Genomic DNA, 12949 nt, shown 5'->3' with positions numbered 1-12949 from the left:
TTCCGTCAGCGTGGCAAATATCTCGCGAAACGTGTCCATGTCAGCCATCCGGTCCTGGGCGGAAAACGAGGCGGAATCCGAGATGGGATGTCGATGTATCGATCGCCTGTGCCATCCGGGCAGCCGGTCGATAGCGTCGGCAATAATTAGGTGCGCAAAGATGTGAGCCGCCTTTCGTCACCTTGCGCGGAATGCGTGTCTGGTCCCGGGGATCGGCGCTTGTTTCCCGACTGCCTCCCCGTGGGTTGGAGGCCGTGCAGCAGGGGCTGTCGATCTTGCTGTGATCCTGATACCAGTCGCTCGTCCACTCCCACACGTTGCCGATAGAGTCGTTGAGGCCGTAACCATTGGGTGGGTACGAGCCGACGGGAGATGTGTATTCGAAACGATCCTCCATCGTGTTTCGGTACGGGAAATCACCCTGCCAGGTATTGGCCATGTGGACGCCTCCCGGGGTCATCTCGTCGCCCCAAGCAAACTCCGCACCGTCGATCCCGCCGCGGGAGGCGAACTCCCACTCCGCCTCGGTCGGAATATCGAGGCCTGCCCATCCGGCGTAGGCTTCGACATCCTCCAGCGCCACGTGCACAACCGGATGCTCCTTCAGCTTCGAGATCGAGCTTGCCGGACCTCTGGGATGGCGCCAGTTTGCGCCCGGCACGTAGGTCCACCAATTGTAGTGGTTGCTCATGTCCACGGGACCTGCTGGCTTGCGGAATACGGTCGACGACGGCGCAAGCATTCCCGGTAGCGCGCCAGGGTAGTTCTTGGGATCGGCCGGCCGTTCAGCCAGCGTGACATATCCGGTTTCCTTGACGAAGATTTCGAAATCGCGATTGCTGACCGGCGAGCGGTCGATCCAAAAACTCCTCACGGAGACGCGATGCGCCGGCGCTTCCTCCGGATAGTGATTGTCGGACCCCATCATGAACTGTCCGTCCGGTATCAAGACCATATCGCGCCCGGCAGGCACGCTGTCGAAAACAGGTCGGGAAGTCGTAACGCTCATATGCTGCCTCTGTCGGACTGATGGTTCTGTTGTGCCGCGGCGCGCGCACGCATGGATTTGCGCCACCAGACATAGGGTATCAAAACAAGCCCTCCAATCACCAGATGCCAAAGCATGATGGCGAGCGCGGACTTGGCATCCGGAAAGTTCAGGCTGACGATCGCTATGGCCACACCGGGATGACGCGTGCCCGTCGCCAATGCGAGGTCCGTTCTGTCGGCCTCCTCTGGTCCTCCGAGAAGATGCCCGGCGACCAGTCCCACAACCGTGAAATGCACCAGGAAGAGAACGACGCCATTACCGACCCCGCGAAGATCAAGGATGATGAGAGCACGGCCGCCGCGCTTGCCCTTATCAAGGAAGGCGCGTCCAAAAAGCTCTCGCTGGAAGGCGGCGCCGACCGACGCACCGTGCTTGTCGGCGAAAGACTGTGGCCTTTGCCCTTCCCGATCGTGAAGTGGGAGGACGGCAAATGGGCGTTCGACACCTATGCCGGGCTGCAGGAAATCGTTAACCGCCTCGTCGGCGAAAACGAACTGCAGACGATCGCTACCATGCGCGCCTATGTCGATGCGCAGGAAGACTATGCTTCCGTTGACCGTGACGGCGACGGTGTCGAGGAGTTCGCGCAGAAGCTGGTCAGTTCGGCCGGCATGACGGATGGCCTATACTGGCCGACCGACGCGACCAACGGCGAAAGCCCCGCCGGCGACCTCGACCAGTCCGAACTGGACGATGCGGCGAAGGGCGAAGGCTATTTCGGCTACAAATACAAGATTCTCACTGGCCAGGGCGACAACATCGCCGGCGGCGCCTACGATTACGTCATCAATGGCAACATGATCGCAGGCTTCGGCCTGATCGCGTGGCCGGCAAAATATGGCGAGACCGGCGTCAAGACCCTCGCAGTCAACCAGCACGGCATCGTCTATGAGATCGACCTCGGTCCCGCCACAGACCAGATCGTCAAGGACATCGATACCTTCAATCCAGACGACAGCTGGACCGTGGTCGCAGACTAGCGCCGGAGAGGCCGCGCCGTTGCCTGTCGGCTGCGGCGCTGCCTCCGCAGGCGCGCCCGGCAGAAGCGCCTGAATTTCGGACGGAACGGAGGCCTCCGGCAGAGTAGATGGCGACAGAAACTCTATCAGACCGCACGGTCCTTGAATCGTTCCTTGCGTCCCACGGCAGGCCGTTCTTTGAACTGCAGGCTCGCTTGCACCTGGTTCATGAGCAGGCGCTCACGGTGCGGTCGCGCGCAGCGGTCTTCGTGGCGATCGCCTGATGCCCGCAAACTCTCGCCGGTCCTTCCAGCCGCAAGACCATTATCCCAGTTACCTTCGCTGCGCTGGCACCGTATGCCATTGCTGGTGCCCTTTGGATGCCGTTCGATGAAGTTATTTCAGTGCTGAAAAATCCTGCTTCTTTAGTACGAACGTGATCGGCGAGGACCGCACCCACGCAATGACGTCATTTGCCGATATCGCAAAAGAAGGATATCTGCTGCGGACGCAAAAGGAGACCCGTACACCATGCGCAGCACCATCCAGAAATTCGGAAAGCTGGAGAACTCGCAGTCAGGCGATCTGTCGGGCTGGAAGGTTGTCGAAGGCAATCCGACGATGACGACGACCGTTCAGCACACAACAGCGGATGGAAAGGTCCTGTCGGGCACCTGGCAGGCCACGCCCGGCACATATCACGTAACCTACACAGACTATGAATTCGTCCACATCATCGCCGGCCGCATCATCATCACCCCTGACGGCGGCAAGCCTGTCGAAGTCGGGCCCGGCGACGCGTTCGTCGTGGAAGCGGACTTCAAGGGTACATGGAAGATCGTCGAGCCGGTGACGAAGCATTTCGTCGTGACCGTGGGCTCGTAAGCGGCTGCCCCATAAAGAAAGGGCGCCGGCCTTTCGACCGGCGCCCTTCTCAGATGTTGAAACTCAGAAGTCGAACTGATCGATGTTCTCGGCGTTGAAAGTGGTCAGCGCCGACTGCGTGTTGATCGAGTTTCCTTCATTGATGGTGATGGTGCCGAGGTTCGGCACTTCGAAGGTGGAACCAACCTCGTTCTTCGCCTTGCCAGCCTTCAGATCGACCGCGAGATGCGCAGCCAGCCAGCCCTCATTGTAGGGTGACCAGAGCTGGAAGGCCTCGACGGTGCCATCCTTGACGAAGTCGCGCATTTCGCTCGGCAGGCCAAGACCGGTGACCTTCACCTTGTCGGCGATGCCACGCGACTGCACCACCTGCGCGGCTGCCGCTACGCCCACCGTCGTCGGCGCGATCACGCCCTTGAGATCGGGATAGTTGGACAGCAGCGCTTCCATCTCGGTGGTCGACTTCTCCGGCTGATCGTCGCCATAGACGGTCGCGACCAGCTTCATCTTGGCATACTTCGGATCCTTGATCGCTTCGTTCATGCCCTTGATCCAAAAATTCTGGTCGGGAGCCTCGGTCGTAGCCGACAGGATGGCGATCTCCCCTTCGTAGCCGATCAGCGAACCGACCATCTCGACCTGGTCGGCGCCGACCTTGGTGAAGTCGGTGGGCAGGATGGTCAGGTCGCGGTGCGACTCGTTGCCGGTGATGTCGCCGTTCACGGTCATGACGATGATGCCCTTGGCGCGGGCGGCGTCGAACACCTGGTTCAGCGCATCCGGGCTGTTGGGCGAAATCGCGATGACGTCAACGCCACGCTGGATCTGCGCTTCGATGAACGGGATCTGCGAGGTGGCCTCGGCAGTCGCCGGAGCGACGAACTCGAAGTTGCATGCGATCTTCTCGCAAGCCTCGACAAAGCCCTTCGTCAGCGAGTCGAAATAGGGATTGCCGGTATTCTTGCCGATGAAGACGATATCGATCTTGTCCTGCGCGAACGCGGCCGTCGAAAGGGCGAGGCCCGTTGCCAGGGCTATCAGTGATTTCTTCAGCACTTCATTTCCTCCTTACTCAGTCCTGTTGAAATGACCCGGTCGACCCGGGGTTGTTGCCCGCTACCTCTGCGTGCGGGAATAGATGAAATTGGTGGCGATGATGGCGACGATCAGCAGCACGCCCAGCACGGTGAGCTGGATGGCCGGCAGCAGGTTCGCGACGGTCATGCCGGTCGAGACGACGACCAGCAGCCAGGCGGCGAGGAATGTGCCCAGAATGGTGCCGCGTCCGCCAAAGATGGCGGTGCCGCCGAGCATCGCCATCAGAACCATCTGCAGTTCGCCGCCGAGGCCAAGATCGTAGCGCACTGAGCCGAGACGCGATGCGGTCATCATCCCCGCGACTGCCGAGACAAGTCCGATCAGCAGGAACAGGATGAGCTTGATCCTGCGGGTGCGGATGCCGGAATAGCGGGCAGCCACCTCGTTCGTTCCGATCTGGTAGATCTGCCGCCCGAAGATTGTGCCTGCGAGGATCAGGCCAAGGACAAGCGCCGCCACGATGAAGATCACCACCGGCACCGGAATTCCAAGCACCATCACCTTGTCGATGCCGATGAACCAGTCAGGCACGCGGATCGACTTGTCGCCAGCGATGATCTGCGCGAGCCCGCGATAAAGCGTCAGCGTGCCAATGGTAACGATGATCGAAGGCAGTTGCAGGGCAATGACCATGAACGCGTTGAGCGCGCCCATGGCGAGGCCCGCGAGAAGGCCGATGGCGATCGCGATCGGCATGGGGATGCCGGATGCCTGCGCCCAGGCAAACAGGCAGGCCGACAGCGCCATGTTGGAAGCGGGAGAAAGATCGATCTCGCCGGCGATGATCACCATGGTAAGCACGAGCGCCACGAGTGCGAACTCGGCCGAAAGCGTGAAGCTGCGCAGGATGTAGCCTAAGTCGAGGAAGTAGGGCGACAGGTAGCTTGCCACGACAATGGCAGCGATCAGCAGCACCAGCGTCATCGTCTCCGGCCGCACGAGGGCGACATGCCAGAACGGACGAGCAGGCGCCGCATCTTGCACTGCCGTTGACGGGGTGGCGGATGCTTCGGTGGTGCTCATGCGCGCGCCACCTTCAGGCTGGCGATGCCCTGCTGGCGCACAGAACGGTCGATAAGCAGCGCAACGAGGATAATCGCGCCGTAAATCGCGCCCTGCGCGGTTCCTGGAATGCCGAGCAACGGCAGCGCCGCGGCCACGCAGCCTAGCAGCAGAACACCGAGCATGACGCCCGGAACGGTGCCGACGCCGCCATTGATCGACACGCCGCCGATGACGACGGCGGCGATGACCTGGAACTCGAACCCGGCGCCGGTATTGGATGGATTCACGAAGCCCCAGCGACTTGCGTACATGATGCCCGCGAGGCCGGACAGTGCCCCCGATATGGTGAAGACCAACAGGGTGATCTGGTTGACCTTCACGCCGCGCAGTTCGGCGGCCGACGGGTTCGAGCCGAGGGCATAGATCTGTCGGCCAACGATCGTGTGCCTCGTGAACCACCAGGCGAGCAGCACGATGCCGAGGGCCATGAAGATGATCCACGGAATGCCTAAGATCGGCGACGTCTGGCTCATGGATTTCAGGGCCGACGGAACGAACTGCCGGTCGACCTGCCGTGCGTCCGAAACGATGAAGGTGAGCCCGCGATAGAGGTTGAGCGTACCGAGCGTCACGATGATCGCGGGCAGCTTGAACACTGTGACAAGCGCGCCGTTGATCAGTCCAAGCAAGGCGCCCGCGCCGATCGCGACGATGAACCCTACTGGCCATGGAATATAGGGCATGTCGCGAAACATCATGCCGGCAAGCATCGCCGAAAGACCCAGCATCGACCCGACCGACAGATCGACATGGCGCGCCACGAGGACGAGCATCTGGCCCATGGCGACGATCATGATCAGCGGCACGAGAAGCAGGATCACGCGCAACTGGTTGAGCGTCAGAAACTGAGGCTTGTAGAGGCCTACCGCCAAGCACAGCAACACGATCATGACGGCAATGCCCGTCTCGCGCCGGACGAGAATGGAGCGAACGATGTTCATGCGGCGGCCTGCTGCTGGATGCGCGGCACGGCTGCCTGCATGACCTTCTCCTGGGTAGCCTCGGCGCGTGGAATTTCCGCCGTCAAACGTCCCTCGGCCATCACCAGAATGCGGTCGCAGAGCGCCAGCAATTCCGGCAGCTCGGACGAGATCAGCAGGATCGCCCTGCCCTGCTCCGCAAGCTCGCCAATGATGTCGTAGAATTCGGCCTTCACGCCGATGTCGATGCCGCGCGTCGGCTCGTCGAGGATGAGAATGTTCGGCTCCGCCAGCAGCCAGCGCGCGAGAATGGCTTTCTGCTGGTTGCCGCCCGACAGCTCGCCGATCGGCTGGTTGACCGAGGCAAGGCGGATACGAAGCTTCCTGACGGAATCGGACGCGAGCAGCTTTTCGATCGCCCGCCGGATGAAGCCGCGCGGAGCGATCTTTGCGGGGATCGCCGCCGTGATGTTATGTTCGACGGACAGCGTGCGGAAAATCCCGGCAACAGCGCGGTCCTCTGGCACGAAGGCAAGGCCGAGCGCGATAGCGTCGTGCGGCTGGCGGATGTCGGCCGGCTTGCCGTTCACCAGAACGGCGCCACTTGCTGCAGGCTGTATGCCGAAGAGCGCGCAGGCCACTTCGGTGCGGCCGGCACCGACCAGACCTCCGAGCCCGACGATCTCGCCGCGACGGACCTGAAAGCTGACATCCTGAAAGCGGCCAGGCAGCGTCAAGTCCTTTACCTCAAGCGCAACCTCGCCGATCGAAGCATTATGCTTGTGCATGTACTCCTTGAGTGGCCGGCCGATCATCAGGCGTATGATGTCGGCATCGCTCAGACTGTCGATCGGATCGGTAGAAATCTTGTTGCCGTCCCGAAAGATCGTGACCCGGTCGCACAGCGCACGCACCTCTTCGAGACGATGCGATATGAATATGATCGTTCGTCCCTCGTCGCGCAGGCGACGCGCGATGCCGAACAGGGTTTCTACCTCCCGAGGCGTCAGCGGCGCGGTCGGCTCGTCCATGATGATGAGCCGGCTGTCGGAGGCGAGAGCCCGGCCAATCTCGACCATCTGCTGATCCGCGATAGACAGGCCGCGCATCTGCCTGGCGACGTCGATATGGACGCCAAGCTGATCCATCTGTCTGCGCGCCTCGCTCGTCATCTCTGCCCAAGGCACACGGCTGAACCAGCCATCATCGCCCCGCCCGAGCACGAGATTTTCCGCAACCGACAGGTCGGGAAACGAGATCGGCTCCTGATGGATAAGCGTGATGCCAAGCTTTTGCGCCGCCAGCGGGTTGGCAATCTCGACGGGTTGCCCGTTCAGGCTGAGCGTACCGCGCGTCGGCCTGTGCACGCCGGCGATGATCTTTGCGAAGGTGGACTTGCCCGCGCCGTTCTCTCCCAGCAACGCATGGATCTCGCCCTTATTCAGGTCGAGATCGACATCGCGCAGCACCGAAACGCCGGCGAATGATTTCGAGATGCTGCGCGCGGAAAGCAGGGGGACGGCACTGTCGTTCATGCGGGCACCGGCGCCTCAGGATGAAGAAGCCCCTGCGCCTTGAGGTCTGCCCAGAATGCGGACGGAATCTTCACGCCCAACGCCGCGACATTGGCCTCGACTTCACTGGGCTTGGCCGCGCCCGGAATGACGGAGACCACAGCCGGATGGGCAAGCACGAACTGCAGCGCCGCGACCGGCATGCTGACGTTATGCTTCTTGCATGCCTCCTCGATGCCGCGGACGCGCGCCTGCACCTCCGGCGAAGCCGCGCCATAGGCATATTTCGCGCCGGCGCCTGAGCCCGTGACAAGAATGCCGGAGGCGAACGGCGCTCCGATGATCACGGACACATTCCGGTCATGCAGCGCCTTCATGCCACGGGTCAGGCTGTCCTGGTCAATCAGCGTGTACGGCATGGCGACAAGGCAGAAATCCAGATCGACCTGTGTCGCGATGGTCTCCAACGCGGCATTGTTGTTGATGCCCATGCCGTAGGCCTGGATGTCACCGGACTTCTTGAGCTCGACCAGCGCATTGATGCCGGACTCGACAAGCTGCTTCTCGTAGCCCGCCTGCTTGTCGCCGTGAAAACCTGCATCGAGATCGTGGATGACAAGGGCGTCGACGGTGTCGAGCGCGAGCCTCTGGAGCGCCTGCTCGTAGGACCGCATGACGCCATCGTAGGTGTAGTCGAAATTCACCTCGAAGTTCAGTCCGCCCGTCCACGGAGAGCGATCGAATGCCTTTGGGTCGGCTGGCCGGTGCAGGGTGCGACCGACCTTGGTTGTCACCTGAAACTCGCCGCGCGGCTTGGTGCGCAGGAAACCGCCCAGCCTGTGTTCGGACAGACCACGCCCGTACCACGGGGCGGTGTCGTAGAAGCGCACGCCCGCTGCCCATGCGGCATCCATCGTGGCGCGTGAGTCGGCTTCGTCGACCTTAGCGTAAAGCTCGCCGATATGGGCCGTGCCAAGCCCGAAGACCGGCAGATTCAGGCCAGTTTTTCCAACGCGACGGCGGGTGGAAACGCTGAGGCTCACGGTGATCTGCTCCTCCCAAAGCAAACTGGCGGGCGACGTCCCGCTCTCGATGAGTGTGTAACTTGTCAGACAAAAATTAGTTTGACAAGTTCTTGCCGGATGGCCATTCGTAGGCCACGGAGGGGAACCCGACCAGCAGAGTCAGGCCCCGGGGAGTGGAGTCCGGATGCCTGATTTTCCCATCATAGACACGCACCTTCACGTGTGGGACCAGACGCGGCTGAAATACAGCGCGTTCGAGGGACATCCGCTTTTCGGCCATCCCTATCATGTCGAGGACTATCGTCGGGACTGCGGCGCGCTTCAGGTCGAGGCGATGGTGTTTCTCGAATGCTACGCCGATTTCTGGGAGGGTGGCGGCCAGTATATCGAAGAGATCGCTTTCGTAGAGGACGAGCAGAAGCGCGACCCGCGCATCAAGGCGATCATCCCGATGGCTCCGGTCGAGTGGGGCAAGAAGGTCCGGCCGCTTCTCGAAAAGATGCGTGACGAGCATCCTGATGTGCGCGGCATCCGCCGCATCATGGAATTCGACGAGGCCCCCCGTGCCCTGACGATGAGCGAGGGTTTCATCGAGGGTACCAACCTGCTGGCCGAATTCGGCTGGTCCTTCGATATCAACCCCAACTACACGCAGATGGATTTCATCCGCGAATGGGTGAAGCTGATCCACGATGTGCCGATGATCCTCGACCATTGCGGCAAGCCGGGCATCAGGCAGGGCAGGATCGAGCAGTTCCGTGAGGATATGCGCGACCTCGCGAAACACCCGAACATGTGGGTGAAGCTCTCGGACCTCCCGCCCTATGCCAGCGAGAACTGGACGGAAGAGGAGCTGCGTCCCTACATCGAAGCGACCCTCGACGCCTTCGGGCCCGACCGAACCATCTATGCCGGCGACTATCCGATCCTGCTGCAATCGACCAGCATGACCGAATGGGTGCAGGTTCTCGACAATGCCTTTGCCGATCTCGGCCTTTCGGAAGCCGAGACCCGCAAGATTTACCGCGACAACGCAATCGCCTTCTATCGCCTCGATCTCTGAGATGGATTTCGCGTGAGCAAAACCGCCACAGAAAAGCTCGAAGGTACACCGGTCGAAGCCATCGATCGGACCGACGGCTTCGGCGGCGGCGCCCTGGAGCGGCGCTCCATTTCGGAGCAGGTCGCGAACCGCATCCTGAGCATGATCAAGTCCGGCAACCTCAAGCCGGGCGACCGCCTGCCGACCGAGCAGCAGATGACCATCGCCTTCGGCATCTCGCGCCCGCCCCTGCGTGAGGCCTTGAAGGCACTGACGCTGATGGGCGTTCTGGCGAGCCGGCAAGGCGGGCGCTATACCATCACCGACCTGTCGCCCAGCCGGCTGGTTGCGCCGTTCAACTCCGTGCTCGCTGTCGCCGACTACGACGTGCACGAGCAGTTCGAGACCCGCGTCGTGGTGGATCTGGAGCTGGTCCGGCTCTGCTGCGCGCGGGCCAGCGCCGAGCAGCGCCAGCGCATCCATAAGCTCGCAGTGGACGGCCGCGACTTCAAGCTGGACCCGGTGGCGTTTCGGTTGCTCGACATAGAGTACCACCAGGCAATCAATGTCGGCGCAAACAATGCGCTCCTCGCCGCGCTCGCCCAGGTACTTTACGACCTTGGCCTCGACGTGCGCCGCACCGCCAGCGAGGTGCCCGGCGTCATCGACAAGAGCGTCAGACAGCATGTCGAGATCGCAGACGCCATTTTGCGCGGCGACGCGCCGGCCGCGGTCGCCGCTTATTGCACGCATCTCGAGCATGTGCGCGACACCACCATCATGGCCATAGCCAAGCGATCACAGGGACCGAAACATGGCTGAGCGCATCGCCTTCCGAATGAACCTCTTTCCCGGCCAGGCGGCCGAATACGAAAAGCGGCACGATGAGATTTTCCCGGACCTCGTGGTCGCGCTGAAGGATGCCGGAATTTCGGACTACACGATCTGGCTCGATCCCGAGACAAATCATCTGTTCGGCATCCTGACGCGTAGCGACGATCACACGATGGCTGCCTTGCCCGACACGGAAGTGATGAAGCGCTGGTGGAAGCACATGCGCGACATCATGGAAACGCACCCCGACAACGTGCCCGTTCAGGTGCCCCTCAAGCGCGTCTTCTATCTGCCATGAGTTCCGCATTCCGCATCAAGGACGTGCGCGTCTATCACGTGAAGGCGAGCGAGAAGGCCGGCACCTATTTCAAGCCCGGCGAGAGCCGACACTGGCTGGTCGATACGCTGATCTCGAACCCGATGTCCGGCTATGCCCGATACAAAGAAAAGCGGTCGAGCTGGGGCATCGGCGTGCTGGGCGCGATCGTGGTGGAGATCGAGACCGAGGACGGCACGGTCGGCGTCGCCACGGGTTCGGGCGGCGTCCCGGCGGCATGGATGATCCGGCACCATTTCGCCCGCTTCCTCGTCGGCGAGGATGCGCGCAAGACCAACATGCTGTCGGACCAGCTCTATCGCGCCTCGCTGCCCTATGGGCGCAAGGGCCTGCCCATCATGGCGATAAGCTGCGTTGATCTCGCGCTCTGGGACCTGATCGGCAAGGTTCGCGGCGAGCCTGTCTACAACCTGATCGGCGGCCTCGCGCGCGACGAGATCACCTTCTACTGCACGACACCCGAAGCGGCCGCGATCAAGGACCTCGGCTTCTGGGGCGCCAAGGTGCCTCTGCCGCACAGCCATTTCGACGGCGAGGAAGGGCTGCGCGCCAATCTGGAATTTTTGCGCCGGCATCGTGACGCTGTAGGCCCGGACTTTCCGCTGATGGTCGACTGCTACATGTCGCTCAGCGTCGACTATGCGATCCGGCTCGCCGAAGCGGCCAAGCCGCTGAACATCCACTGGTGGGAAGAGGTTCTTTCGCCCGAGGATGTCGAGGGCTTCCGCGCCATCAAGCAGGCGCATCCGACGATCAAGTGGACCACCGGCGAACATGAATACACGCGCTACGGCTTCCGCCGGCTGATCGAGGAACGGACGCTGGACATCGTCCAGCCGGATGTGATGTGGGTCGGCGGCCTGACCGAACTGCTGAAGATCGCGGCGCATGCGTCAGCCTACGATATTCCGGTGGTGCCGCATGGAAGCGGGCCCTATTCCTACCACTTCATCGCCAGCCAGACCGGACCGGCCTTCTGCGAATATGTCGCCGCCAGCCCGGACGGCAGGTCGATCATGCCTGTCTTCGGCGATCTGTTCGAAGGCGAGCAGATGCCCCAAAACGGGAAGTTGAAATTGTCAGACGCGCCCGGGTTCGGCATGACGCTCGCCGACCGCGCCTCGCTGGAACTCGTTAAGTAATAGCGGCTTCCGCGACCTGACTTCGCCTACGACCTCGGCTTTGTCTTCTGCGGGTCGAAATGCGGGAAGGCGACGATCTTTGCGGGCAGGCGTTTCTGGTGGCCGTCGAGCTTGCCGATCTCGACTTCGGTGCCGATGTCGGAGTGGGCGATATCGACGCGGGCAAGGGCGATGTTCTTGCCGAGCACCGGAGAGCGCATCGACGAGGTGACGACGCCGATCTGCGGCCGCCCGACATGCACGCAGTCGCCGTGACCGACAGCGACGTTGCCCGATATCTCCAGCCCGACGAGCTTGCGCGCCGGATGCTCCTTGCGACGGATAAGCGCGTCGCGGCCGATGAAGTCGTCGGGCTTGGTCTTGAGCGGCACGGTGAAGCCGATGCCGGCCTCGAACGGGTCTGTCTCGTCGGAGAACTCATGGCCGGCGAAGGCAAGCCCCGCCTCGATGCGCACCATGTCGAGCGCCGCCATGCCCATCGGCTTCAGCCCGTGCGGCTGCCCGGCTTCCCACACCGCGTCGAACACTGTCTCTGCATCGCGCGGATGGCAGAAGATCTCGTAGCCGAGTTCGCCGGTATAGCCGGTGCGCGATACCACCACCGGCACGCCCTGTGCGTCGCCGACGCGCGCCACCGCGAAGCGGAACCATTCCAGTTCCTCCATTGACGGCTGTTTGGGCGACGTCCAGATGATCTCCTTGAGGATATCGCGGCTGTTGGGGCCCTGCACGGCGATGTTGTGCATCTGGTCGGTCGAGGAGCGGACCATCACCTTCAGGCCGAGCTTCTCCGCCTGCTGGCGCAGCCAGGTGCCGCCAAAATCGTCGCCGCCGATCCAGCGGAAGTTGTCCTGGCCGAGCCGCAGAAGCGTGCCGTCATCGATGACGCCGCCATGCTCGTAGCACATCGACGAATAGACGACCTGGCCGACCGAAAGCTTCTTCACGTCCCGTGTCAGCACATATTGCAGCAGCGCCTCGGAATCCGGCCCCGTCACCTCGAACTTCCTGAGCGGCGACAGGTCCATCACCACCGCCTTCTCGCGGCAGGCCCAGTATTCCTCGATCGGCCCCGCC

General features: G+C 62.1%; 13 protein-coding genes. 6 read left to right on the top strand and 7 right to left on the bottom strand.

The features are described 5' to 3' along the window. Positions 1-40: 40 nt before the first annotated feature. The gene (locus ABMA32_RS24140; protein WP_349016312.1) at positions 41-1009 is read right to left on the bottom strand and encodes a formylglycine-generating enzyme family protein; all 969 of its coding nucleotides are present in this window, start codon (positions 1007-1009) and stop codon (positions 41-43) included. Positions 1010-1113: 104 nt separating this feature from the next. On the opposite strand from ABMA32_RS24140, the gene ABMA32_RS24135 reads away from it, so the two are divergent. Then, positions 1114-2031: a DUF2950 family protein gene (locus tag ABMA32_RS24135; RefSeq protein WP_349016310.1), complete on the top strand. Its 918-nt coding sequence runs from the start codon at positions 1114-1116 to the stop codon at positions 2029-2031. Between the two features lie 510 nt (positions 2032-2541). Beyond that, a complete protein-coding gene (locus ABMA32_RS24130) occupies positions 2542-2895 on the top strand; it encodes a cupin domain-containing protein (protein ID WP_349016309.1) in 354 nt (117 codons plus the stop codon). A gap of 63 nt (positions 2896-2958) precedes the next feature. Here ABMA32_RS24130 and ABMA32_RS24125 read toward each other — a convergent pair whose 3' ends face one another. From ABMA32_RS24125 to ABMA32_RS24105, 5 genes are read right to left on the bottom strand one after another with little or no spacing between them, the layout of a single operon-like run. Next, complete coding sequence (locus ABMA32_RS24125; protein WP_349016307.1) at positions 2959-3951, bottom strand: substrate-binding domain-containing protein; 993 nt, start codon at positions 3949-3951, stop codon at positions 2959-2961. A 60-nt stretch (positions 3952-4011) separates the two neighbouring features. Next, on the bottom strand, positions 4012-5016 hold the full coding sequence (locus ABMA32_RS24120) for an ABC transporter permease (protein ID WP_349016306.1): 1005 nt from the start codon (positions 5014-5016) through the stop codon (positions 4012-4014). Then, positions 5013-5999: an ABC transporter permease gene (locus ABMA32_RS24115; protein WP_349016305.1), complete on the bottom strand. Its 987-nt coding sequence runs from the start codon at positions 5997-5999 to the stop codon at positions 5013-5015. Before ABMA32_RS24115 ends, ABMA32_RS24120 begins: the two co-directional genes overlap by 4 nt. Then, positions 5996-7513 (bottom strand): sugar ABC transporter ATP-binding protein, encoded by a 1518-nt coding sequence (locus tag ABMA32_RS24110; RefSeq protein ID WP_349016304.1) that lies wholly within the window; start codon positions 7511-7513, stop codon positions 5996-5998. Before ABMA32_RS24110 ends, ABMA32_RS24115 begins: the two co-directional genes overlap by 4 nt. Further along, the gene (locus ABMA32_RS24105) at positions 7510-8535 is read right to left on the bottom strand and encodes an aldo/keto reductase (RefSeq protein WP_349016303.1); all 1026 of its coding nucleotides are present in this window, start codon (positions 8533-8535) and stop codon (positions 7510-7512) included. Before ABMA32_RS24105 ends, ABMA32_RS24110 begins: the two co-directional genes overlap by 4 nt. A gap of 166 nt (positions 8536-8701) precedes the next feature. On the opposite strand from ABMA32_RS24105, the gene ABMA32_RS24100 reads away from it, so the two are divergent. The 4 genes from ABMA32_RS24100 to rhmD are packed head-to-tail and all read left to right on the top strand — an operon-like array spanning position 8702 to position 11872. Beyond that, positions 8702-9580, top strand: a complete 879-nt coding sequence (locus ABMA32_RS24100; protein WP_349016302.1) for an amidohydrolase family protein — start codon at positions 8702-8704, stop codon at positions 9578-9580. Positions 9581-9592: 12 nt separating this feature from the next. Then, a complete protein-coding gene (locus ABMA32_RS24095) occupies positions 9593-10381 on the top strand; it encodes a FadR/GntR family transcriptional regulator (protein ID WP_349016301.1) in 789 nt (262 codons plus the stop codon). Next, positions 10374-10691: an L-rhamnose mutarotase gene (rhaM, locus tag ABMA32_RS24090; RefSeq protein WP_349016300.1), complete on the top strand. Its 318-nt coding sequence runs from the start codon at positions 10374-10376 to the stop codon at positions 10689-10691. Before ABMA32_RS24095 ends, rhaM begins: the two co-directional genes overlap by 8 nt. Next, a complete protein-coding gene (gene rhmD, locus ABMA32_RS24085) occupies positions 10688-11872 on the top strand; it encodes an L-rhamnonate dehydratase (protein WP_349016299.1) in 1185 nt (394 codons plus the stop codon). Before rhaM ends, rhmD begins: the two co-directional genes overlap by 4 nt. Positions 11873-11898: 26 nt before the next feature. On the opposite strand, the gene ABMA32_RS24080 is transcribed toward rhmD, so the two are convergent. Continuing rightward, a partial coding sequence (locus tag ABMA32_RS24080; RefSeq protein ID WP_349016298.1) for an aminomethyl transferase family protein occupies positions 11899-12949 on the bottom strand: 1051 nt, incomplete at its 5' end.

It is taken from the genome of Mesorhizobium quangtriensis (assembly GCF_040081925.1).
GTDB classification, from domain to species: domain Bacteria; phylum Pseudomonadota; class Alphaproteobacteria; order Rhizobiales; family Rhizobiaceae; genus Mesorhizobium_K; species Mesorhizobium_K quangtriensis.
This window is presented reverse-complemented; position numbering and strand designations above follow the sequence as displayed.